This is a genomic window from Campylobacter hyointestinalis subsp. hyointestinalis (genome assembly GCF_013372145.1).
GTDB classification, from domain to species: Bacteria; Campylobacterota; Campylobacteria; order Campylobacterales; family Campylobacteraceae; genus Campylobacter; species Campylobacter hyointestinalis.
This window is the reverse complement of record NZ_CP053827.1, coordinates 393,670-417,092: the sequence shown is the minus strand read 5'-3', so window position 1 is coordinate 417,092 and position 23,423 is coordinate 393,670. Positions and strand designations below refer to the sequence as shown.

Here is a 23,423-nt window from a genome sequence, read left to right as displayed (position 1 = left end):
TAAAAACACTTTGCCAAATTTAGATCTAAGCAAATCTCAGATATACCTTAAGGTAAATTCTATTGAGATCTTTAACTCAAAATAAGATAATCTCATAGAGCAAAGATCTCAAATTTACCTAAAAGGTAAGCTAAAATTAATTTAAACCAGCATTCTCATCGATCCATTTTAGATATTCGATGATGTCTTTGATCTCTTGATCTGTCATATGTTGATTTGGCATTCTAAGATTAAAGTAGTTTATCATAGCTTTTACGTAATCTTCTTCATACTTAGAAGCTGGATTTTTGATGAAATCAAATACCCATTGTTCAGCATTTTCGTGTCTTAGTAAAACGCCTGTTAGATCCGGACCAGAACTTACTTGACCGATGACGTGACAACCATTACATCCGCCTTTTAGGTACGCTTCTTCGCCACGAGCTTGAACTTTGCTCATAGGTGTTGCAAGTGCTTTTGTAAGGTTATTTTTAGCTCTTAAACCAACGTCAGCTGTTTTTACCATATATTGCCATACTTGGTATTCCCAAAGTATCGCGCCATTTACATCGCCTTTTTTATAAGCCTCATCGGCTTTTGCTTTAACTTCGGCTATTTTACCGTATTGATCAAGCGCATCTTCAACAAGTTGTTTAACTTTTGGATATTTCTCGAAGTGTTTTTCTTTTAAGAATGCAACAACACTTTGGATAACATCATCAGTCGCTTTATTTGTTTCGATGACTTTTTTATACTCTGCTTGAAGCTCTGCTGGGCTAAGCTCTTTTAGTTTAGCTTTTTTAACAGACTCGTACTTTTTGTTTGGATCTTTTACATATAAATAACCCATCATCTCAAGGTGAAGAGCTGAACAAAACTCAGTACAATAATAAGGGAAAACACCTTCCATATCAGCTACAAAGCTAACACTAGCTGTTTTACCTGGCTCGATAGAAGCATGAACGTTATATAGATCAACTGCAAAACCGTGAGTCTCATCTTGAGCACGCTCTAGGTTTGTTAAGTAGATAGTAACGTTATCGCCTTTATTTACCTCGATATGCTCTGGGTTTATGTGGCTTCTTACCAAAGTCGCATATACAGTTACGTTTTTACCGTTTCTTTCTACTCTTTCTTGACCAGCTAGAGTCATACCGACTGATTGCTCGCCTGTTCTTGAGTTTGTACCCATTTTGTATGTCATAGCAGGTTTTAATTTGCTAGCTGCTATAGAAATTACGTCGTGAGGCTCACCTAATGGGATAGGCATATCATAGATAAGCTCCATTTTAGGACCTGTTATATCGATAAGTTGGTGATTTTGCGGATGAAGCGGACCGACTGGATTGAATCTATCGATTGAAAGCTTATCAAGCGCTAAAGCGTACTTACCAACAGGTTTTGCTGATTTACCTTCCATGGTATCAAGGTGACCTATGTTGTAATGAACATTTACCCTATCTAATGTTTTTAGATTTTTGTAATCCCATTTCACGATTTGGCTATCAACATACAAAGATGTATAAATGATGCCGTCTTTTTCTTCAAAAGCGTTGTGAAGTGGTCCAAGACCTAGTTCAACTTGTCCATGAAGAGTTTTTTTCATATCTAAGATAGGAATACCAAATGGATCTTTACCCACAAACTCTTTATTGTCGATAAGTTGTTTGATCTTTCTAAAGTCATAAACACTAGCGTGAGTATCTAGCTTACCGCCGACTATGATGTATCTACCATCTGGGCTTACATCTACACCGTGTGGAGATTTTGGCTCAGGGATCAAGAACAAAGCATTATTCGCAACCGCAACACTTATAGGAATAACTTTATGATCATTTATGATTTTGTAATTTTTAGGATCTTTTACAAGTTTTTCTAAAATTTGCCAGTTATAAACGTGCATATAGTCAGTATCATTTCTACTCATACCTGCTTCAAACGGAGGAAGTCCTTTTTCGATACCGCCTGTATACATCTCTGAGTTAAAGCTGTTTGTAAAGCCCCAACCCATAGACTCGCCCTTACCTGCATCACTTAGATCTTGCATATATGGAGGAAGTTCAAGTGAGAATGATTTTTTCTCGTCTATCTTGCCTTTTGGATAATCAAATTTCCAAAATGTTATAGCGCCTCTATAAACAGCCTCATACTCTTCTATCGGGTGATAGTTGTTATCAAGAGGAGCTGCATACTGACTAGCTTCGATAACATACTCGGTATTTGGAGTAACGAAGCTACCGCCGTGCTCACTTTTCATAATAGGGTTTACTACGATCTGAGTTGTCTCAAAGTCGTGCAAACTAATAACAGCCATTCTAGGGTTGGCTTTATCGTTTATAAATAGATAATCTCCAACGTATTCGCCGTTTTTCTCAGTGAAATTCGGGTGGTGAGTATCTCCCCAGCTTATCTCTTTACCTCTGATAGCTCCGCTTTTTAATATAGCTTTGCTCTCGTTGTCATAACCATAACCTTGCCATGGCTCTGGAGTAAATACGCCTATGTATTTATAAATCCTCATAGATGGGACACCATATACTATAACTTGTCCACTTTGTCCGCCGGAACTAAAGACGATATATTCATCCTTACGACCGCTTGGCTGATATGTTTTAGCAGCTGCTAGAACATCTTTTTCGCTCAAGTTACGCTCTTTCATGATAGTTTCAAGTTCGTTTGCGCCAAACATTGAAGTTAAGCTCAAACATAAGCCAGCACTCAGTGCTAGAGGCGTTTTTAAAAAACTACTCATAAGACTCTCCTTTTTAAAAGATTTGTATCAATTTACTTAATACCATTAAAATCACAGGCGAAAATAGTAACATTCCATAAAACTACAATGCCACCATTCTCAATAAATATTCCAAAAATAGTATCATCGCCTATCTTTGTTTTGTTTTTTAAATTTAAATCAGAATCATAAATATATAAATTTGAACGAGAATCCCCCACATAAATATTTTTATCTTTCACTTTTAAAGCACTTATCTGATTTTGCGTTACATCATAAATTTTTTGCTCATAGATAAGTTTTCCATTTATCAAGCCGATAAGTGGTTTTTGGTGCAATTCTTCTATAGAAGTTATCAAATTTGAAGCTTTTAAAATATGACTTTGTTTTAAAGTAGCAAGATCGAATTTATAAAGATTTCTATCGTAACAAGCTATGAATAAAGAGCCGTTTATAAATTTCGTCGCGATTATCTTTGAATTCAGACTAATGTCTGATTTTTTATAAATTTTATTTATAGTATCATATATGATTATATGGCTATTGCCTAAGGTAAAAATCAGTTTATCTTTAATTAAGTTTATCGAAGTAACTCGCTCAAAAACTCCTGTTTTTAAAGGATCTAGCAATGTTTCTTGAAAGCCTTTGATGTTTGTTTGTATAGCAAAGCCACTATCAAAACCGACTATAACATTTTGATCATAAATCTTTACTACGCTTATCTCATCAGATCCTGCTTTTAGATCAAATAAATTTTTCGCGCTATTAGCTTCTTTGATATATAGCGTTTTGCCATCGTTATAAGCTATAAGATTTTGGCTACAATCAACACTTAAAATGTCATTGCTAGCTTTTTGTAATAACTCGCACTTACCAAAAATAAACTGGGTAAACAGAAAAAATATCAAGACATACTTACACATAACTTAATCTTTCCTTATAGTTGATAATTATAGCATATTTATCATTTATAATGCTTGATATTGATCAAATTTAAATATTCTTTTTACAAATTTACACATATCAATATAATATATAGTTATATTTTAGTAATTAAATAAAATATAAACAAACTAATGCAAAGCATAAAAGTGACTAATTAAATTTACTTTATTAAATCACTTTTTAGCTCATCTATATTTTTAAGATAAATATCTTTTACGTCGTTGATATGCTTTAGATTTTCTTCTTTGATACACGCAAAGCAAGATGAAATTTCATCTATAAATTTAATGATAAACGCCCTATTTCCTATAAATTCATTTTCAAACTCATAGTAACCAAGTGAGCCAAGCACTCTTTCATTTATCTCATCAAGCTTAGGATAGTACAAAGAAAAAGCCAAAGGATCGCTCTCGTAATCGCTACTTGCTTTAAGGCATTTTTGCTCTATGAAAAATACAGCAAGTTTTATAGCGTTTTCATAGTTTGTAGCTATTTTTATACTGATTTTTTCAAAAAATAGTCCGAGTTTAGCATAGCTTTTAAAAAGCGTTTTTTCAAATTCATTCAAAAACCGTGCATAAACTTCACTACTAAACTTGCGAATATCGGCAAAAAGTACGTCAGAATGAAACTCATCACTCTTTCTAAGGCTTTCATATTTGGCTTTAAAACCCAAAACCCTATCTTTAAGAGTCTCGAAAATAGCTTCTAAGTCACTTTTTATGACAGTCTCAAACTCTCCTAACTCTTTTTTGAATTTTCTAAATATTTTGCTCATTTTATCATCATTATAGATGAGTTTTGAAAGCACTTCGTCTGAGTTTAAGATCACTCTTTCATACTCTACTTTTTCATAGATCTTTTTACCAAAAACGGTAGTTTTTTCTTTGAAATACTCTTTTTTCTGACTTATCAAAGATTTATTTATCTCATTTGCAATAAAATAAGAGTTTTGCTTTACCTCTTCAAACATAAGTTTAAATTTATCCCCGTACGCACTTTTTAGCTCTTCAAACTTAGCATTTGACGACAAGCAAAACTCATCAAAAACGGTCTCTAACTCGCTTAATATATTTATAAATTTCGCATTTTGTGCGATGCTAGAATCTCTTAATTCTTCGCATTTTGCCTTTATAAATTCCTGCTTTGTATCGTTTAATCTATCAATAAATTTAAAAACATTTTCAAAACCGCTATCCTTAGACCCTTTTATCTCTAGTTTAGATGAGACTGCGAAAATACCGCTAAAATAGTCTTTGTATGTAATACTAGCATGATTTAAAACATTTTGTATCTCAGTTTGACTAAGTTTATCTTTTTGATTTAAAAGGCAGATGGAGTTTAGCTTTAAAGATCTTGGTACTAAGCTTAGCTCTTCAAGCTCCGTGCTTCTTGCGGCGTTGTCAATAAGGCTTATCCATATAAGCGCGGTGGCGTCTTTTAGTATTTTTTTAGTTTCGTTCGTATCAGCATCACTTCTTGAGTTGAGCCCTGGTGTATCTATAAAACTAGCTTTTTTTAAAAGCTCGTTTGGTGCGTAGATATACAAAGACTTGACACCTTTTAAAGATAGCCTTTGATCTACAAAAGATGCAAGTTCATCTATATCTCTGTACTCTTCGCTGCCATCATTATAAAGTGCTTTGAGCATAAAATTTGGAGCGTATTTTATAAAAGTAGGCTTTGCAGTCACCGGAACTACACCAGTAGGCAAGATCTCGCGTCCTAAAAGAGCATTTAAAAAGCTGGATTTTCCACTGCTAAACTGCCCTACTACGGCGATGAGTGGCGGTTCGTGATTTAGAGAGTTTAGTAAATTTAATCTAGCTAAAAGCTGTCTGCTAGGATGAAACTTAGGCTCTGTTAAAAGTGCGCGAAATCTTTGCCACTGCCCTAAAAAACCACTATCAAAACTTATTTCAAATTTAGCTTTATACTCTTTTATAAATTCTTTTAACACGCACTTATCCTATTGTAAATTTCTTCTAATTTTTCAAATTTAGACTCTAACAAAGCCCTATCTTCTCTATGCTGCGCCTCATCTGCTTTAGCGACGCTAAGCATATCTAAAAGCTCTTTTTCTTTCGATTTTAGACTTTGTGATGTCTGATGAAGTGAAGTTTGCAAACCATCCATAAACTCTTTAGAACAAGCAAGGCTTAATTTTTTAAGCTCATTTGGTAAATTTAAATTTACTATAAACTCATCAAAAAGCGTTGTCAATTTTTGGCTCAAAATCTCCATATCGCTTACGTTTTTTACTGCAGAAAAGAGATCTTGCTTTAGCTGTGTGAAGCTGAACTTAGGCAAATTCTTATCTAAATATTCTTTGGTTTTAGGCAAATTTAGCGTAAAATCATCACTGCTAAATTTAATCCTTGCCGTTTCGTAAAGCGAGTTTATATCTTTAGCTATGACTAAACCAAATTCCCTAAAAAGATCTATAAACATATCGTTAAATCCGCTCTCACAGATAACTCCAAGCCTATCAAAATTCACTTTTTGTTTTCTATCCCTAGCATACTTCACATCGCTTATAATTCTATTTTTTATTTTAGAACTTATACTTTTTAGAGAACTAAGCTCACTAAAAGAGTAGTCTAGCTTTTTAATAAATTCGTTCATTTGTGCTTTTAGAGAGTTTAGATCTTCTTCTAAATTTGATAGACTAAGTTTTAAGTTTTCCATAGTTTCTTTGGCTAAAACTCTGTTTTCGCCGAGCATTCTAAGCTTAAAATCAACATCTTCTTTTATGAGCCTTGTTATGTAAAGCAACTCTTTTTTGTAGTTTTCTATGATCAAATTTGCTTTTTTAGAGTTACTTCCAAAAAAGCTCTCGTAAAGGTAATTTTTAAGATTTTCTATGCCGATATTTTTTACCGCAGAAACTAAGAAAAACTTAACATCCAAAGCAAGAGATTCATCAAATCCATACTCTTTAAGCTCAGCGGCAATACTTTTTTTCGTGTATTCTAAAACTTCAGCTTGATCATTGCTGCTTAGTTTATCGATGTGAGTCAAAACCACTATAAGCCCACCACTTTTGGAGTTTTTTAACGTATTTACTATAAAGCTCATATCTTTTTTTGTAGCGCTTTGAGCACCGTTCATAAGATGAAGCGTAAAGTCGCTCTCTTGCATATAAGCTTTTGTTAGCTCTTCTCTTAGGATTACTGCGTCATCAAGCCCTGGGGTATCTACGATGTTTATTCCATCTCGAAGCATAGGTAAATCCACTCCTAAAATCACTTGCTTCACGTAAGGCGCGAGCGGACTTGAGGCACCTGTATATTTTACGAGCTCGCTTACATCTACCTTTAGATCTTGCAGTTTTTTAGGCTCAAGTCCCATACTTTCTTGCTCGTTTCCACTCCAAAACACTGCTTTTGCAAACTCATCTTTACTGTAAGTTATAACGCTTAAATTTGCAGTCTCTGGTACATTTGAAACGCCGAGAATTTTTTTACCGATCATTGCGTTTAGAGTGCTTGATTTTCCTGCGTTTATGACACCAGTTACTGCTATATAAAATTTAGAATTGTTTGCACTATTTTCGGCATTTTCTAGCCTTTTTATATGGCTTTCATCTAAGGCTTTAAGCTCATTGCAGATCAAATTTAGACTATTTATATTTTTATAAAACGTCAGATCTTCTTTTTTTAAAACGCTATTTTGTTTTTCTACGAGCTTTAAATTTGAAAGATATTCGCTTATAAATTTAAAAGAAATAAAATCCAAAACGTCATTTTTTCTGAGCTCCTCAAGTCCGTTTAAAACTTCGTCTAATTTGATCTTTAAATTTATTATGCCATTTAGTATTCCTGTTTGCATAAGCTGGACGCTATACTCATTTAACTCAAGTTTAACCGTGTCAAAAATGGTTTTAAAACTCTCAAGCAACATATATCTGTCGTAATTTTTCGCACTCACGCTTAATATCACACTAGCAGTTTGTTCATCTACAAATATACTGAAATTCGGATCTATATAAAGTTTTTTAACACCCCAATTATGCTCTAAAAAATCATTCACGTTTTGTCCTATTTTTAAGCTGATTGATTTTATCATATCTAAATTTAAAAAATATAGAAATTCAAAAGTTAAATTAAATTCAAAATCTAAGTATAATCTAAATAAACATAAAAATTTCTAATAACGTTTATCATCATTTTTTATCCTATATTGAGCGTTTCACGCTGTTTTTTAGAATTTGTTTCATTTACATTTTTTTACTAGGCAAAAGATTGAAATTTCTACGTAAAACAAAAAACAGCCATACTGTAATTTTTTCTAATATTAAACCTTAAAACTAATTTAACCCCAAAAGACAATATTATGTAAAATCATAGTAATATTTCCACCAAAATACTTAAGCAAAGGATATAAATTTGGATAGTGATCTTTTTTTGAGTCTTTATCTTTATATTTTTATTATTCTAGCTTTGATAGCCGGACTTGCTTTTACAAAAAAGATAGGTCCTAAAGTGGATGGAAAATCCAAAAATAGAAGCTATGAAAGCGGTATAGTAAATATTTATGGTGGCATCAACTCAAGCATAAACGTCAAGTACTATCTTGTCGCGATTATTTTTGTCATCTTTGACATAGAAGCGGTATTTATGTATCCGTGGGCTCTGAATTTAAGAGACTTAGGTGTTTTTGGACTTATTGAAATGTTTATATTTATGGGTATTTTGCTTGTTGGATTATTTTACGTTTATAAAAAGAAGATCTTAAAATGGGAATAGAAAATCTGATCAAAAATGACGTCTTACTTACAAGAGTCGATGAGCTATTTAACTGGGGGCGTAAAAACTCGCTTTGGCCTATGGTTTTTGGAACCGCGTGTTGCGCTATAGAGTTTATGAGTACTGTATCTTCAAGGCACGATCTATCTCGTTTTGGTGCTGAAGTCATAAGATTTTCTCCAAGACAAGCCGACTTAATGCTAGTTGCAGGAACGATCTCGTTTAAACAAGCACCGATCTTAAAAGAAATTTACGATCAAATGTGCGAACCAAAATGGGTTGTAAGTATGGGAGCTTGTGCTTGTAGTGGTGGATTTTACGATAACTATACAACACTTCAAGGAATAGACAAAATAATCCCAGTAGATGTTTATATAAGTGGCTGTCCACCGCGTCCTGAGGCTATCATAGATGCGCTTCTAGCTATACAAGAAAAAATATCCAAAGAGTCCATAAGAGATAGGCATAAAGATTTTAAAGGAATACTAGATGTTTGATGAATTTTCTTCTAAATTTAAAGTCTTAGAAACCTGTAATGATAACTCGCTTCTTAGCATAAAGATAGACAAAGAAGATCTCCTAAGTGCCGTAAAATTTATAAAAGAAACGCTTAAATTCGAGATACTTCTTGACATAGTCGGCGTTGATAATCTAAATTTAAATAAAACAAAAAGATTTAGCGTTTATTATATCTTTAGAAGTTTAAACGCCAAAAAACTTTGCATTTGGGTAGATACTGATGATAGCGTACAAAGCGTACAAAGCATTTATAAGAGCGCAAATTGGGCTGAGAGAGAGTGTTTTGACCAGTTTGGCGTGATATTTAATGGGCATCCAAACTTAAAACGCATACTAAATCACAAAGAGTTCATCGGTCATCCGCTAAGAAAAGACTATCCTATAGATGCTTATCAAGTTTTACATACTAGCGATGATCTTGTTGATGAGATGAAGCTTGAGCTCAAAAGAAATAATCTTGCAAGCGAAGAAAATGATGAATTTAAAACAAAATATACATTTTTAAACATCGGGCCATCTCACCCAGCAACTCACGGAACTATTAGAAATTTTGTCGCACTTGATGGTGAAAAGATCGTTTCTTGCGTAAGCGAGATAGGCTATTTACACCGTGGATTTGAAAAGTCTTGTGAACATCATACTTACGCTGGGATCATCCCATATACCGATCGCTTAAACTACTGCTCAGCTCTACTAAATAACGTAGGCTACGCAAAAGCGGTAGAAGAAATTTTAGGCGTAGAAATAACAAATCGCACTAAATTTATGCGCGTGATCTTAGGGGAGCTTGCTAGGATAATCGACCACGAAGTCTGTTTGGCTGCTATGTTTGTGGATATGGGTGGGCTTACAAATTACTGGTATCTTTATAATCCTCGTGAGAAAATTTACAACTTCCTTTCAAAGCTAACAGGAGCTAGATTTACAAACTCGTTTGCAAGAATAGGCGGTATGGCAAATGATTTTTATGAAGGTTGGAAAGATGAGCTAAAAGCCCACCTGATAGACGTCGAAAAAGGGCTTGATGATACTCTAACTCTCATAGAAAAAAACCGTATATTTTTAGATAGAACACAGGGAATTTGTAAAATAAGTAAAGCTGACGCTCTAAGCTACGGCTTTAGCGGACCAAATTTAAGAGCTAGTGGAGTTCCATATGACTTACGTAAAGATAAACCGTACTATTTTTATGATAGTTTTGACTTCAGCGTTCCAGTAGGAAGCTGCGGCGACATCTATGATAGGATGTTTGTAAGATTTTTTGAGATGAAAGAGAGTATATCTATCATAAGACAAGCTATAAATTTAATACCAAACGGTGATATAAACATAAAAGACAAAGATATTGTATTGCCGCCCAAAGATCAAGTTTATGGAAGTATAGAAGGACTTATAAATCACTTTAAACTTGTATTTGACGGTATAAAATTGCCTAGTGGTCATTATTATAGTGCGAGTGAAGGCGCAAACGGAGAGCTTGGATTTTTTATACTAAGTAGTGGCGAGACAAAACCATATAGACTAAAGCTCAGACCGCCTTGTTTTTACGCACTAAACGCATTTTCAAAAATGGTAGAGGGCTCTTTGATAGCAGATAGCATACTAAATCTTGGTAGCCTAAATATCATAGCAGGGGAGCTAGATAGATGAATTTTAAATTTAGCGATGAAGAGTTACGTAGCATAAATGAGCTTAAAAATAAAGTAGATGATAAAAGAGCTCTTGTTCTTCCAGCTCTTTGGATGGTGCAACGCAAAAATGGATTTATAGATGATTTAGACGTAAAATACCTAGAAAAAACGCTAGGTATAAGAGCTATCTTTTTTAAAGAAGCCATTAGCTTTTTTGCTATGTTAAATGACAAGCCAAAGGGTAAATTTGAGCTCAAATTTTGTAGAACTATAAGCTGTAAATTAAGAGGAAGCGATGAGCTTATCAAGCTTTGCGAAAGCTTACTTGGTATAAAACTTGGAGAAACTACCAAAGACGGACTTTTTAGTCTTGAAGAGACTGAATGTCTTGGATACTGCGAAAAAGCTCCTTGTATGCTTTGCAATTTAGAGCAAATAGATACTTTAGATGAAGATAAAGTCGCAAATCTGATAGAAAATTTAAGGACAAAAGAATGCAAGTAGTAAGCGCAAGATTTTCTATAAAAGACGCTCATAAAATAGAAGTAGCAAAAGCAAACGGTGCGTACTTAGAACTTGAAAAATACTTGAATTTAGATAGAGAATTTATAGTAGAAGCTATCGATAAAAGCGGACTTAGAGGTAAAGGTGGTGGTGGTGGAAGTTGTGGTGTAAAATGGAAAAATATGATCGCCTACGCCAAAAAAACAGAAGCCAAAAAATGTTACCTTGTGATAAACGGCGATGAAAGCGAACCAGGAACTTGCAAGGATAAATATATACTAAATTTAGATCCTCACTTGCTGATCGAAGGCATTATAATTTCTGCTTACGCGCTTGGTGCAAATATAGCTTATGTCTATATTAGAGGCGAGTATGAAAGAGAATATAACTCGTTAAAAAATGCTATAAATGAAGCAAAAGCCGAGTTAAATGGACTTGAGATAATAGTTTATAAAGGCGCTGGGGCGTATATCTGCGGTGAAAAAACAGCACTTTTAGAGTCAATTGAAGGCAAAAGAGGTCATCCAAGGCTTAAACCACACGACAAAAGCGAGCCTGATTTTTTATTTGGTTCGCCTTGTGTTGTAAATAACGTAGAAACCATAGCAAGCGTACCTTTTATAGTAAAAAACGGTTGGGAAGCTTATAGGAGCGTAGGTACGGAAAAATCGCCAGGAACTTTGCTATTTCAGATAAGCGGCTGCGTAAATACACCTTGCGTAAAAGAAGCTGCGTTTGGCACTAAAATGATCGATTTTATAAACGAATTTGGTGGCGGAGTATGGAAAAACAGAGATCTTAAAGCAGTCATTCCAGGTGGCTCAAGTGCCGCAGTACTCACAAAAGACGAAGTTTTAAAAGCCACTTTAGACTATGAAAGTTTAAAAGATTTTAAAAGCTCTTTGGGAACTGGGGGAATGATAGTTTTTGACGATAAAACAGATATGCCAAAAACACTTTTAAATTTACTCGAGTTTTACACAGAAGAGAGCTGCGGACAATGCACACCATGTAGAGAGGGGTGCGGCTGGGCTTATAGAGTTGTAAAAAAGATAGTTGATGGCAAAGGCAGTTTAAAAGACTTGCAAACGTTAAAAGATATATGTTTTATGCTTGATGGTAAGACTATATGCGTATTTGCACCGGCTGTAAAAGACGTGATAATAGGCTTTATAACTAAATTTGAAGATGAATTTATACGATATCTTAAGAAAGACTGAAAATGGTTGATATAATTGTTGATGGCAAAACTCTTAGCGTAGATGAAAAAGGCAATCTAATAACGGAGCTTAAAAAGTACGGTATCGAAATTCCTCACTTTTGCTACCACGAAGCTTTAGGAGTGAGTGGAAACTGTAGAATGTGTCTTATCGAAGTCGTCGGTCAAAAACGTCCGCAAATAGCTTGCGATATGCCTATAACTGCAGGTATGGAAATAAAGATAAATAGTGATCTTACAAGAAAAGTTCAAAGAGGACTTTTAGAACTTGAGTTTATAAACCACCCACTTGACTGCCCAGTCTGCGATCAAGCCGGCGAATGTGCCTTGCAAGAATACTATATGAAATTCGATAAACAAGACTCAAAAGTAAAGCTTGTAGATAAAGTACAAAAAGCTAAAAAACAGGACTTTGGCTGCTTGGTTATCCACGATAGTGAGCGTTGCGTTTTATGCAGACGTTGTGTAAAATTCACTCAAATTTGCACTAAAACTTATGAACTTGGCGTGGCTGGACGTGGAGAACATAGCCACATCAGCTTATTTGATGATAGAAAGATAGACAATCCTTACGCAGGAAATATCGTCGATATCTGCCCTGTCGGCGCTATGACTTCAGGTGATTTTAGATTTAAAAAACGTGTTTGGCATCTAAAAATTAGCGAGGCTATCTGTCAAGGATGCGAAAAAGGATGTGCTATCTACATAGACTCTCATAAAGAAAAATACGAAGATCACAAAATCTACCGCTTTAGACCACGCTTTGACAAAGAAGTAAATGGGCATTTTATCTGCGATTATGGAAGGTATTTATATAAAGATGAACAACCGTTTTTTAAAGATACAAATGAGAAAGCTCTGTTAAATTTAAAATCTTTTGCAGAGCAAAACAGAGCTAAATTCGACGTTGTTGTCACTTCTGCGCTATCTTTAGAAGAGATGTACGCGGCGCGTGAGTTTGCAAATGAATTTGGTGCAAACATTTATGGATATGATGATTTTTTTGATGAGAGTTTTGATGATAAAGGAAATATGCTAAACCTTAGATCGCCAAATAAAACTCCAAATAAAAAAGGCTTAGAATACTTCGGCATAAGTACGAATTTAGAAGCCTTAAAAGACAACGTTATAGTTTTCAATCTAGGAATTCCTATAAAACTAAACATTCAAAATATAATCACGGTAAGCCAAAAAGCAGATGCTGATGTGCTTTGTGCTAGCGCGTATCATAGAAACGGCCACACTATAAATAAAGACGGTATTTTAAGAAGCACTAAAGCAGCATTTTTACCTTTGGCTCCTTGCATTGAAGAGATCATAGCTAAAATTTGCGATAAAAGTTTTAAATTTGACATAAAAAGGCTTTTAAATGAGTGAGATTGGGCTAACCATTTTTAGGATTGTTTTTATACTATCATTCGTACTATTATTGATACCGATCTTAGTACTACTTGAAAGAAAAATCTCTGCTTTCATTCAAGACAGACCAGGGCCAAATAGAGCTAGTATTGCAGGCATCAGACTAGGTGGTATAGTTCAAGCTTTAGCCGACGCCCTTAAACTAGCCATAAAAGAGGATTTTACGCCAAAAGGAATTAGATCTAAATTTCTATTTGTACTAGCCCCTATGGTGCTATTTTTGATGAGTGTTCTTAGCATTGCAGTAGTGCCATTTTCTGATTATTATACGATAAGTGGCGTAAAACACATAATGCAAGCAGTTGCGTTTGATGGCGGAATGCTATGGTACCTTGGCGTTGCTTCATTAAGCGTATATGGCATAATGTTAGCTGGCTTTGCATCAAATAACAAATACTCGCTCCTTGGCTCTCTAAGAGCTGCTTCTGGGGTTATAAGCTATGAAATTCCTATGGGACTTGCAGTAGTTAGTATGATGATAACATACAGCTCTATAAATTTAAACGACTTCGTATCATATCAACAAGGCTCTTTTTTAGGGCTTCCTGCGTGGGGCATATTTATTCAGCCACTAGCCGCTATCATCTTTATAGTATGTGCATTTGCCGAAACAAACAGAGCTCCATTTGACTTAGCAGAAGGAGAAAGCGAGATAGTAGCTGGGTATCATCTTGAGTATAGCGCGATGAGCTTTGCTATGTTTTTTATGGCCGAATACATAGCAATGACCGCTATGAGTGCGCTTATAGTTACGATATTTTTTGGCGGATACTCTTTGCCTTATCTAAGCACTTCAGATTTAGCGCAAAACTATGAGATAGTTCTTTTAGGGATAGCTGTTTTTATTAGTTTATTTGGAGCGGTATTTATCTTTTGGACGTATAAAAATAACGTTACAAGATACAAAACCACTTATGATAAACGAAAAAGAGAAAATAAATTTTATCTCATATCCACGCTTATTACGGTAATTCTTATAGACGCGATCTGCTTTTATCTTTATAACAGTGGGCTAACTACGCAAGGTAGCAAATTTTTAGCTTTAGTAGTAGATATGAGCGTATTTAGTATAAAAACTCTCATAGTGTTATTTTTATTTATCGTGGTTAGGTGGAGCATACCTAGATTTAGATATGATCAAATCGGACACCTTGGCTGGGAAAAGCTTATGCCACTAGCCATTTTAAATATCATTATAACTGCATTGGTGGTGACTTATGGCAATTAAAATCAAAAAAATAGAACGAAAGAAAATGCCGCTTTTACAAAGACTTTATCTACCATATATTTTTATCGGTATGGCTAGAACGCTTAGCCATTTTTTTAAGAATTTACTAAATAGTAAAAACATAGAGTTTTTAGAATATCCCGAGCAAAGACCTTCTGATATAACGCCTAGATACAGAGGACTTCACAGATTGCTAAAAGATGAAAAAGGAGCTTTAAAATGTGTAGCTTGTGATATGTGTGCCACTGCTTGTCCGTCAAACTGCATATTTATAGAAGCCCATGAGATACCAAATTCAAAAGAAAAAGAGCCTATTAAATTTGATATAGACTTGCTAGAGTGCGTATATTGCGGACTTTGTGTAGAGGCTTGTCCAAAAGATGCCATAAGAATGGATAGCGGAATTTTCACAAAAGTAGGAAATGATAGAAACTCATTTATAGTCGATATAGTCACTTTAGCAAACACAAAACAAGGAGATTTTTAATGGAGCTATTTTTATTTATAAATTTCTCTTTACTAGCTATTGTAAGTAGCCTTGGTCTGCTATTTTTCAAAGCTCCTATCCATAGTGCTTTAAGCCTTATAGTTACTCTTGTTTGCATAGCAGGACTTTATCTTTTACTAAACGCAAAAACGCTGTTCTTGATACAAATCGTCGTATATGCAGGAGCTATTATGGTCTTAAGCATTTTTGTCGTGATGTTTTTCAACATCAAAAGCGACTTTTTGATAAAAAGATTTTCTAAAAAATCATTACTTCTTGCGATGCCTATCGTAATTTTATTTGCGATATTTGCTAGTTTAGTTTTAGGCTTAAACCCTGAATTAGAAGTAGCAAACGATGGTTTTGGAGAGATAAAACCGCTTGGTTTTTATCTATTTTCAAATTGGGCACTTAGTTTTGAAGCTATATCGGTCTTACTAACTGCAGCTCTCATCGCAGTAGTAACTATCTTAAAAGGTAAAAACGATGCTTGATCTATATCTATTAGTTGCTTTGATACTATTTTTTATAGGAATGCTTGGGGTAGTTCTTAGAAAAAATATCTTTACTATTTTTATGTCAGTTGAACTTATGCTAAATGCAGTCGCACTCATCTTTGCTGCTTTTGCTAGAGCAAATTTAAATCTTGATGGGCAAGTCATCGTTTTACTTATCATAGCTATAGCCGCAGCTGAAGCTAGTTTTGGTTTAGCTCTTATCGTTTTGATGTATAAGCAAAAACGCAATCTAAATATAGAAAATTACAACGAATTAAAGGATAACGATGCTAATTAATATCGTAGTTTTAGCTCCGTTTATCGGTAGTGCAGTATTAGGCATAGCTTATTTAAATAGAGTAAATTTAAAAATCACGCAAAATACATTTGCAGCTCTTGGTATGAGCGCACCTTTGATCAGCTTAATTTGTATGGGTATTATTTTATTTGATGGCGGAGCTAGTAAATCAGTAAATTTAAGCGTATTTAACTGGATAAGCGCAGGCAGTTTTGAGATAAATATAGGATTTTATCTTGATAAGCTTAGCGTTATTATGGGCTTTTTCGTGCTTTTTTTAGCCACTCTTATACATTTTTATTCTATAGGATATATGGATAAAGATCCTGGATTTGGTAAGTTCTTTTCTTATGTGAATCTATTTTTAGGAAGTATGCTCGTGCTAGTTTTAGCCAACTCTCCTATTTTTATGTTTGTCGGTTGGGAAGGCGTAGGCGTTTGTTCATACTTGCTTATATCTTTTTATTTTGATGGAAAAGATAACGTAAAAGCTGGAAATAAAGCTTTTATACTAAACCGCATAGGAGACTTCGGCTTTGTAATAGGACTAGTCACTTTATATATAGCTGTTGGAATAAGTGGATTTGACTATGATAGTTTAGCATCAAACATATCTTTGATATCACCGAATTTAGCTATATTTATCGGATCTTGCTTCATCTGTGGAGCTTTAGCAAAATCAGCACAAATTCCTCTTTACACTTGGCTACCTGACGCGATGGCTGGACCAACTCCGATATCGGCTCTAATTCACGCAGCTACTATGGTAACTGCTGGCGTTTATATGGTTATACGTTTTGACTTTTTATATGAGAATTTAAGTAGTGTTTTAGAAGTTTTAGCACTCATCGGTGTTTTTAGCGCACTTTTTGCAGCCGTGATAGCTACAAAAGCAACCGATATCAAAAAAATTCTAGCATACTCGACTATGAGCCAACTAGGATATATGTTTGCAGCCCTTAGCTATGCTAGTGGTGCATCACTATTTCACCTTTTTACTCACGGATTTTTCAAAGCGCTTTTATTTTTAGGGGCTGGTTCGGTTATCATCGCGCTTCATCACGAACAAAATATATTTAAAATGGGCTCTTTACGTAAAAATAGGGTTTTATTTTATCCTATACTTATCGGCTCTCTTGCAATAAGCGGAATTTTCCCATTTTCTGGATTTTTCTCAAAAGACGCCATTATACTAAACGCCTTTTTATCAGGACATTATCTTATAGGCGCAATCTTGCTTTTTGTAGCTGGGCTAACTTCGTATTACGTTTTTAGACTATTTTTCTTGGTATTTTACTCTAAAAATGTAGCACCTAAAGCACATAAAGTGCCGTCTATTATGACTTTCGTAAATATTGTTTTATCTTTTTTGGCGCTCTTTGGTGGAGTGCTTATGCTAGCTCTTGAGCTACCTCACGTTAGCCTTATGGCAGAGATCATAGCAGGAGTTATTAGCTTAAGTGTGTCATTTTTGGGAATTTTTATAGCGTATAAAAAGTTCTTTTACTATGAAAATAAAAACGAGCAAGAGAGTAAATTTGAAATCATAGTCGCAAATAAATTTTATATCGACGAGATTTATGATGCGCTCTTTGTGCGTACTTTTGCTAGTGCTAGTAAATTTATCACAGGAGTATTAGATAAAGCGTTTTATAGCGCCGTTTTAAATTTAGCTTTAGCATTTAAATTTACAAGCAAGATCTACACCAAATTTACACAAACCGGACTTACAAATAGCTACGCGTTTTATATGGTTTTATGGATCTGCATCATCGTCATTTATATAAAGGTTGATCTATGATAGAAGTTATACTTTCTCATATACTTAGTTTTATGATATTTTTACCACTTATCATAGGACTTTTTATAGTGTTATTTTGCAATGACAAATTCGGCAAAACGCTAGCGTTTGTGACTAGCTTAACTATACTTGCTCTTGGATTTTATATTTTTTTAAATTTCATTCCAAACGGCGGTATGCAGTTTGTAGATAACTTTAATATAGTAAATATTTATGGTATAAACTACGGCGTTGGTATCGACGGTATAAATTTACTTATACTACTTATAGTTTCTTGTGCGTTTCCACCGCTATTTTTTTTAGTAGATTTTGATAAAAAAGGATACTGGGCGAATTTATTATTTATGGAATCTGCATTTTTAGCAGTTATTAGCGCTACTGATCTTATCTTTTTTTATGCAGGCTGGGAAATGATGCTTATACCGATATTTATCTTTATAGGAATTTATGGTAAAAAAGAAGATAGAAATGTAGCTGCTATGGATATGATATACTACGCCATATTTGGCTCTATGATTATGCTTTATGCTATCATCTATATAGGCGTTGCTCATTTTAAAGAGTTTGGGTTTTTCAGTTTTGCCCTTAATGATCTAGTCAAAACAAACTTTACACCTAGCATAGAAGCAACCCTGTTTTTTTGCTTTATGCTTGCTTTTGCTATCAAAGTTCCACTATTTCCGTTTCATGGATGGCTAAAAGATGCTTATACGAAGTCACCTACCACCGCTACGTTTATGCTATCGGTTATCGCATCAAAAGTCGCTATTTTCGCGATACTTCGTTTTGTATTGCCACTATTTAGCTTTTCATATTCAAATTTTGCTTGGATTTTTGTAGGTTTAGGGCTATTTTCGATGCTGTATTTTGGCGTAGCTGCTATAAAAACCAAAGATTTTAAAACGATCCTTGCTTACGCTTCTACTTCACACTTAGGACTTATTATGGCCGGAGTTTTCTCTTTGGATGTAGAGGGTTTTGTAGGCTCGATGTATCAAGTTATCGCTCACGCTATCACAAGCGGAATTATGTTTTTACTAGTAGGACTCATAAGTAAAGAGCTACTAACTAGAAACGTAGATAAGCTAGGGGGCATAGCGATAAAAGCGCCGATCTTTGCACTATTTTTTGCCATAGCTATGATCTCAAGCGTAGGACTACCAGGAACCATAGGCTTTATAGGAGAGCTTCTTATCATTTTTGGACTTTTCAAGTCAAATTTACTTTATGGTGTGATAGCAACCACTTCTATCATCATAAGTGCCGTTTATATGTTCATCGTCTATCGTAAAGCTATCTTACAAAGCGTAAATGAAACGACTGCGGTATTTAGAGATCTAAGCAAAAAGCAGATCATCGCATTTTTAGCGCCTATAGTTATGATCTTTGTTTTAGGACTTTACTCAAAACCGTTTATCTCAAAGATAGAACCTACTATGCAAGCGCACTATGAACAGTTTGTAAAACCATACTTAAAGGAGCAAAAATGATCCAGCTAGCACCTTTTATCCTATCTTTGATAATAATCTTGATAAATATATTTTTATGTGTAACAAACATATCTAAAAAGGCTTCTATAAATTTAAATATCTTTTTTTGGATCATTACTCTAGCTTCTTTTTTTATAGTTAGAGATAGTTTCGATGATACCGGACTACCAAATTTACTAGTAGGCTTCATCTCTTTAGATAAATTTAGCTTTGGCTTGTGCGTAATACTCTGCGTTCTTACTCTAATATTTCTCTTTTCAAGCAAATTTAGCGACGATGAAAGGTATTACAAACAAGAGTTTATGGTACTATCAAATTTAGCTACTTTTGGATTAATGGCGATGAGTCTTAGCACAGAGCTCATACTTACTTTGATATTTTTAGAAGTCGCTTCCATAGCCTTATACGCACTCATAGCGATGGATTCGAGTCAAAAAAGCGTAGAATCGGCTTTTAAATACTTCGTACTTTCATCATTTATGGGGGCTTTTTATCTACTTGGGACGGCTTTTATATTTGGCACGGTAGGCTCAACTCAGTACGAAAAGATAGCCGCTCGTTTAGACTCTAGTTATTTAGCGCTTATCGGTACTATCTTAGTCTTGTCTATGATGTTTTTTAAGATAGCGATATTTGGATTTTATCGTTGGAGCATCGACGTGTATTTTGGAGCGAGAACAAATTTAAGCGGATATCTAGCGTCTGCTTTTAAACTGGCTTCATTTGCTATTTTGATCAAATTTTGCTTTTTATATCAAACTCAAAATATAGCATTTTTACAAAATCTTTTTGCAATCTTGGCGATTTTAAGTATGTTTGTAGGTAACTTTTTAACCTTAAAAGAACAAAACGTTAAAAAGATACTTATAACGGCAAGTATCGTACATAGCGGATATATATTTATAAATTTAGCCTCTGTAAATTTTGAAATTTCACTATATCCAGCATTTTTTTATCTAGGTACTTACGCTATCGTAGTAGCGTTTGCTTTTGCTATCTTAAACGCTGTATTTAAAGATCAAAACGTTAAAATTTGCGACTTGGGCGGTCTTTACAAGACTCATCCATTAGAGAGTTTTGCTCTTGTTGTAGCGTCTTTATCTTTTATAGGTTTTCCTTATACCGTCGGATTTTTAGGTAAAGTTTTTATATTTGGTAGCGCAGTGACGAGCTCTGCTACTTATCTAGCAATACTAGGTATCGCAAATACGATAATTTCTGTGTATTATTATCTAAAAATAATTACTTCAATATATTTCAAAAACTCTACGCAAAAAACGACTTATAGCTCACTTGGCGCTAAGATACTAGCCGTTTTTGCCATAGCGTTTATAGTTTTAGAAGGTAGCGGATTTATGAGCGTTGTATCTTTTTTAAATTTATTTTAGTAAATTTGCTATAATATTTTAAAAAAGGATAGAAAATGCCACTTTTAGATAGTTTTAAAGTAGATCATACGATTATGGACGCTCCTGGTGTTCGTTTAGCAAAGACGATGAAAACACCAAAAGGCGATGAGATAAGTGTGTTTGACTTGAGATTTTGCAAGCCTAATATAGAGATAATGAGTGAGCGCGGTACTCATACGCTTGAGCATCTGTTTGCAGGATTTATGAGAGAGCATCTAAACGATGATAAAACAGAGATCATAGATATATCTCCTATGGGCTGTAGAACAGGATTTTATATGAGTGTTATCGGTGTGCCTAGCTGGCAAAAAGTAGCCGTTGCTTGGGAAGAGTCTATGAAAGACATTTTAGGTGTAGCCTCTCAAAGCGATATACCAGAACTAAACATTTATCAGTGCGGAACATGCTCTATGCACTCTTTAGATGAAGCAAAAGTCATAGCAAAAAATGTTTTGGATAAAGGTATAAAACAGATAGATAATGAATCCATAAAGCTTGATATAGATAAGATAAAATGATTTGTTGTTAAACTTTTTGAGCCATAATAGATAAATTTAAAGCTCAAAATCGACCATTTAAAAAGGGTTAAAACCCTTTTTAAATTTATCTCTTCTTTTTATCTTTTAAATTTATTTGGTCTTTCACAACCTCCACTCTACACCTATACCTCCACTGACTCCTTCTTTTTTACCGCTTAAGCCTTGAAGATTTAAGTCTATATTAAATCCTTTAGTATTTAGTACTTTGTATCCTACTTCTAGTATGCCAGTACTTCCCTTAAGAGTTGGAGCATCTATATCATAGTTAGTACTTAAGTTTTTAGCTTTTACTTTAGAGTCGAACTCATACTCATAAGCGATCCCAGCATATAAATTTGAGTTTTGGTTTAACTCATAGTTATATCTTGCTCTTGTTTTTGATCTGATAGAATTCACACTTGCAAATTTAAAATCATTACTATCTATATTTATATTTTCACTACTTGTTCTAGTATAGAGTATCTTTGTATAGATATCTAAATTTGATATAGTGTTTAGTTTTATTATATTACCTACTCCTAAGTGAGCACCATAATACATCTTTTTAGAATCAAAGCTTGGATTTGAGTTTAGATCAAATCCCTCACTTTCGTAATCACTCTTTATCTGCCCTACTCTAAAGCTATTTTCAAAGTAATAGCTATCTTTGAAGTCCAGCTTTGACATAAGACCAAATCCATAGTATTTGCTATCTCCACTACCGTGAACACTACTTGTATTAAAGCTATTATAACTATCATAGTTACCTTTACCAAGCTCTACAAACATACCATAGATAAACTCTTCATCTATACTCTTACTGATACCTACTAAGATACTAACTCCTTTAGTATCTACATGGCTTCCTAAGTTGCTTCTTATATCACTTATGTTAAGAGCGGAAAAAGAAGCTAGGTTGTTTGAGTTTGTATTGTTATCGTTTGAGTTATTTGAATTCATACTGCTATTTAAATTTGCTTGAGAATTTACCATAGCATCCATACCAAATCCAGCAGTTAAATCACTTGCTTGATTTATAAAAGCTAAGCTTCCTATGCTAGGCTCGGATAATGCTTTTTGAGCAGGATTGTCTGCTTTAGTGTTTAGTGTAGCATTGATAGCTTGAGCTTCACTAGTTATATCAAAGTTATAGATATGAGCTAAAGAACTTGCTTGAAAACTGGTATTAGATATAGTTAGTTTTGAAGTATCTATAGAGGTCGCACTAGATATAAGAGTTATACTATCTCCTATATTGAAATTTGAGTTTATGCTATTAGGTGCAGATACGTTCAGTTTGGTGTTAGAACCACCAAAGGTTATAGTATCATTTACTTTTAAAATCGTATCGTTTGCTTTGATATCATTTGGTAGATATAAATTTATAAACTCAAAGTTTTTTATATTCTTTACTTTTATATCTTTAATGCGAATGTTTAGAGTATTGCCTGTAAAGTTATCGACATCTGAACTTCCACCATAAAGTATAGTAGTTACTCCAAAAGTAGGATTTCCTGAGATGTTTATGGTGTTTGAATTTGCGTTACCTGATTGACTAATACCGCCGTAAATCAAACCATTCATAGTTCCGCCTGTGATATATATATATCTTGTTGTTTTCTACGTTGTCACTTGTAGCTGAGTAGCCACCTAAGACATATCCGCTTATATCGCCACTATTTACAGTTACACTGTTTTCTGAGAAGCTAGTAGCACTAGGAGCTAGTGAATTAGCCTTGCCAAGAACATTGGTAAGAGTAGCTCCTGGATACGTGATAGTTTCTCCTGCTATAGCATTTATAGCTGTTAGACTTAAAAGAAATGCAAAAGGTTTTAAGCGTAAATAGTAGTACCCCCCCCCAGATATATTTAGGAGTATTCATAGTAGATCCTTGATGTAGATATGTTTTAGTATAGGATAATTTTTAAGAAATGACTATTTAAATATACAAAATAACTAAATTTATACTATTTTATAAGATATAGTGAGTAGTTTGGTA

General features: G+C 34.2%; 19 protein-coding genes. 14 read left to right on the top strand and 5 right to left on the bottom strand.

Translation table 11 applies throughout. From position 1 onward, the window contains the following. Nucleotides 1–136: 136 nt before the first annotated feature. From nosZ to CHHT_RS02240, 4 genes are all read right to left on the bottom strand, one after another. Nucleotides 137–2,731 (bottom strand): Sec-dependent nitrous-oxide reductase, encoded by a 2,595-nt coding sequence (gene nosZ, locus CHHT_RS02255; protein WP_034963448.1) that lies wholly within the window; start codon nucleotides 2,729–2,731, stop codon nucleotides 137–139. 32 nt (nucleotides 2,732–2,763) lie between these two features. Continuing rightward, complete coding sequence (locus CHHT_RS02250; protein WP_034963446.1) at nucleotides 2,764–3,633, bottom strand: hypothetical protein; 870 nt, start codon at nucleotides 3,631–3,633, stop codon at nucleotides 2,764–2,766. A 182-nt stretch (nucleotides 3,634–3,815) separates the two neighbouring features. Further along, on the bottom strand, nucleotides 3,816–5,615 hold the full coding sequence (locus CHHT_RS02245) for a dynamin family protein (RefSeq protein WP_034963445.1): 1,800 nt from the start codon (nucleotides 5,613–5,615) through the stop codon (nucleotides 3,816–3,818). Next, nucleotides 5,609–7,687: a dynamin family protein gene (locus CHHT_RS02240; RefSeq protein WP_034963443.1), complete on the bottom strand. Its 2,079-nt coding sequence runs from the start codon at nucleotides 7,685–7,687 to the stop codon at nucleotides 5,609–5,611. Before CHHT_RS02240 ends, CHHT_RS02245 begins: the two co-directional genes overlap by 7 nt. A gap of 356 nt (nucleotides 7,688–8,043) precedes the next feature. Here CHHT_RS02240 and CHHT_RS02235 point away from each other — a divergent pair, with 356 nt between their 5' ends. Genes CHHT_RS02235 through luxS form a run of 14 tightly spaced genes read left to right on the top strand, consistent with a single transcriptional unit; the run spans nucleotide 8,044 to nucleotide 21,423 of the window. Next, on the top strand, nucleotides 8,044–8,403 hold the full coding sequence (locus CHHT_RS02235) for an NADH-quinone oxidoreductase subunit A (protein WP_034963442.1): 360 nt from the start codon (nucleotides 8,044–8,046) through the stop codon (nucleotides 8,401–8,403). Beyond that, nucleotides 8,394–8,900: an NADH-quinone oxidoreductase subunit B gene (locus CHHT_RS02230; RefSeq protein ID WP_034963440.1), complete on the top strand. Its 507-nt coding sequence runs from the start codon at nucleotides 8,394–8,396 to the stop codon at nucleotides 8,898–8,900. The genes CHHT_RS02235 and CHHT_RS02230 overlap by 10 nt, the downstream gene beginning before the upstream one ends. Further along, a complete protein-coding gene (locus tag CHHT_RS02225; protein WP_034963439.1) occupies nucleotides 8,893–10,572 on the top strand; it encodes an NADH-quinone oxidoreductase subunit D in 1,680 nt (559 codons plus the stop codon). Before CHHT_RS02230 ends, CHHT_RS02225 begins: the two co-directional genes overlap by 8 nt. Then, a complete protein-coding gene (locus CHHT_RS02220; protein ID WP_034963436.1) occupies nucleotides 10,569–11,057 on the top strand; it encodes an NADH-quinone oxidoreductase subunit NuoE family protein in 489 nt (162 codons plus the stop codon). The genes CHHT_RS02225 and CHHT_RS02220 overlap by 4 nt, the downstream gene beginning before the upstream one ends. Beyond that, on the top strand, nucleotides 11,048–12,277 hold the full coding sequence (gene nuoF, locus CHHT_RS02215; protein ID WP_034963434.1) for an NADH-quinone oxidoreductase subunit NuoF: 1,230 nt from the start codon (nucleotides 11,048–11,050) through the stop codon (nucleotides 12,275–12,277). The genes CHHT_RS02220 and nuoF overlap by 10 nt, the downstream gene beginning before the upstream one ends. Nucleotides 12,278–12,279: 2 nt before the next feature. After that, nucleotides 12,280–13,653 (top strand): 2Fe-2S iron-sulfur cluster-binding protein, encoded by a 1,374-nt coding sequence (locus CHHT_RS02210; protein ID WP_034963432.1) that lies wholly within the window; start codon nucleotides 12,280–12,282, stop codon nucleotides 13,651–13,653. Further along, nucleotides 13,646–14,923, top strand: coding sequence for a complex I subunit 1/NuoH family protein (locus CHHT_RS02205; protein ID WP_034963430.1), 1,278 nt, complete (start codon nucleotides 13,646–13,648; stop codon nucleotides 14,921–14,923). The genes CHHT_RS02210 and CHHT_RS02205 overlap by 8 nt, the downstream gene beginning before the upstream one ends. Further along, nucleotides 14,913–15,410 carry a NuoI/complex I 23 kDa subunit family protein gene (locus tag CHHT_RS02200; protein WP_111948078.1) on the top strand — a complete coding sequence of 166 codons (498 nt, stop codon included), beginning with the start codon at nucleotides 14,913–14,915 and terminating at the stop codon, nucleotides 15,408–15,410. The genes CHHT_RS02205 and CHHT_RS02200 overlap by 11 nt, the downstream gene beginning before the upstream one ends. Then, nucleotides 15,410–15,904, top strand: coding sequence for an NADH-quinone oxidoreductase subunit J family protein (locus CHHT_RS02195; RefSeq protein ID WP_034963428.1), 495 nt, complete (start codon nucleotides 15,410–15,412; stop codon nucleotides 15,902–15,904). The genes CHHT_RS02200 and CHHT_RS02195 overlap by 1 nt, the downstream gene beginning before the upstream one ends. Beyond that, the gene (gene nuoK / locus CHHT_RS02190) at nucleotides 15,897–16,205 is read left to right on the top strand and encodes an NADH-quinone oxidoreductase subunit NuoK (RefSeq protein WP_034963426.1); all 309 of its coding nucleotides are present in this window, start codon (nucleotides 15,897–15,899) and stop codon (nucleotides 16,203–16,205) included. The genes CHHT_RS02195 and nuoK overlap by 8 nt, the downstream gene beginning before the upstream one ends. Then, nucleotides 16,195–18,006 carry an NADH-quinone oxidoreductase subunit L gene (gene nuoL / locus CHHT_RS02185; RefSeq protein ID WP_034963424.1) on the top strand — a complete coding sequence of 604 codons (1,812 nt, stop codon included), beginning with the start codon at nucleotides 16,195–16,197 and terminating at the stop codon, nucleotides 18,004–18,006. The genes nuoK and nuoL overlap by 11 nt, the downstream gene beginning before the upstream one ends. Beyond that, entirely contained in the window at nucleotides 18,003–19,496 is a 1,494-nt protein-coding gene (locus CHHT_RS02180) for a complex I subunit 4 family protein (RefSeq protein ID WP_051663787.1), read from the top strand. The genes nuoL and CHHT_RS02180 overlap by 4 nt, the downstream gene beginning before the upstream one ends. Continuing rightward, complete coding sequence (locus CHHT_RS02175) at nucleotides 19,493–20,884, top strand: NADH-quinone oxidoreductase subunit N (protein WP_034963422.1); 1,392 nt, start codon at nucleotides 19,493–19,495, stop codon at nucleotides 20,882–20,884. Before CHHT_RS02180 ends, CHHT_RS02175 begins: the two co-directional genes overlap by 4 nt. Before the next feature lie 35 nt (nucleotides 20,885–20,919). Then, nucleotides 20,920–21,423: an S-ribosylhomocysteine lyase gene (gene luxS / locus CHHT_RS02170; protein WP_034963420.1), complete on the top strand. Its 504-nt coding sequence runs from the start codon at nucleotides 20,920–20,922 to the stop codon at nucleotides 21,421–21,423. Between the two features lie 123 nt (nucleotides 21,424–21,546). Here the strand turns inward: luxS and CHHT_RS02165 are convergent, their stop codons facing one another. Then, complete coding sequence (locus CHHT_RS02165; protein ID WP_064019646.1) at nucleotides 21,547–23,007, bottom strand: autotransporter outer membrane beta-barrel domain-containing protein; 1,461 nt, start codon at nucleotides 23,005–23,007, stop codon at nucleotides 21,547–21,549. Nucleotides 23,008–23,423: the final 416 nt, after the last annotated feature.

Excerpts from the sequence above, each read along its gene's own strand:
- CHHT_RS02250 (WP_034963446.1), bottom strand. The coding sequence starts at position 3,633 with ATGTGTAAGTATGTCTTGATATTTTTTCTGTTTACCCAGTTTATTTTT.
- CHHT_RS02230 (WP_034963440.1), top strand. The coding sequence starts at position 8,394 with ATGGGAATAGAAAATCTGATCAAAAATGACGTCTTACTTACAAGAGTC.
- CHHT_RS02200 (WP_111948078.1), top strand. The coding sequence starts at position 14,913 with ATGGCAATTAAAATCAAAAAAATAGAACGAAAGAAAATGCCGCTTTTA.
- CHHT_RS02175 (WP_034963422.1), top strand. The coding sequence starts at position 19,493 with ATGATCCAGCTAGCACCTTTTATCCTATCTTTGATAATAATCTTGATA.
- nuoK (WP_034963426.1), top strand. The coding sequence starts at position 15,897 with ATGCTTGATCTATATCTATTAGTTGCTTTGATACTATTTTTTATAGGA.
- nuoF (WP_034963434.1), top strand. The coding sequence starts at position 11,048 with ATGCAAGTAGTAAGCGCAAGATTTTCTATAAAAGACGCTCATAAAATA.
- CHHT_RS02225 (WP_034963439.1), top strand. The coding sequence starts at position 8,893 with ATGTTTGATGAATTTTCTTCTAAATTTAAAGTCTTAGAAACCTGTAAT.
- CHHT_RS02195 (WP_034963428.1), top strand. The coding sequence starts at position 15,410 with ATGGAGCTATTTTTATTTATAAATTTCTCTTTACTAGCTATTGTAAGT.
- CHHT_RS02220 (WP_034963436.1), top strand. The coding sequence starts at position 10,569 with ATGAATTTTAAATTTAGCGATGAAGAGTTACGTAGCATAAATGAGCTT.
- CHHT_RS02210 (WP_034963432.1), top strand. The coding sequence starts at position 12,280 with ATGGTTGATATAATTGTTGATGGCAAAACTCTTAGCGTAGATGAAAAA.
- CHHT_RS02180 (WP_051663787.1), top strand. The coding sequence starts at position 18,003 with ATGATAGAAGTTATACTTTCTCATATACTTAGTTTTATGATATTTTTA.
- CHHT_RS02165 (WP_064019646.1), bottom strand. The coding sequence starts at position 23,007 with ATGAATGGTTTGATTTACGGCGGTATTAGTCAATCAGGTAACGCAAAT.
- nuoL (WP_034963424.1), top strand. The coding sequence starts at position 16,195 with ATGCTAATTAATATCGTAGTTTTAGCTCCGTTTATCGGTAGTGCAGTA.
- CHHT_RS02205 (WP_034963430.1), top strand. The coding sequence starts at position 13,646 with ATGAGTGAGATTGGGCTAACCATTTTTAGGATTGTTTTTATACTATCA.
- luxS (WP_034963420.1), top strand. The coding sequence starts at position 20,920 with ATGCCACTTTTAGATAGTTTTAAAGTAGATCATACGATTATGGACGCT.
- nosZ (WP_034963448.1), bottom strand. The coding sequence starts at position 2,731 with ATGAGTAGTTTTTTAAAAACGCCTCTAGCACTGAGTGCTGGCTTATGT.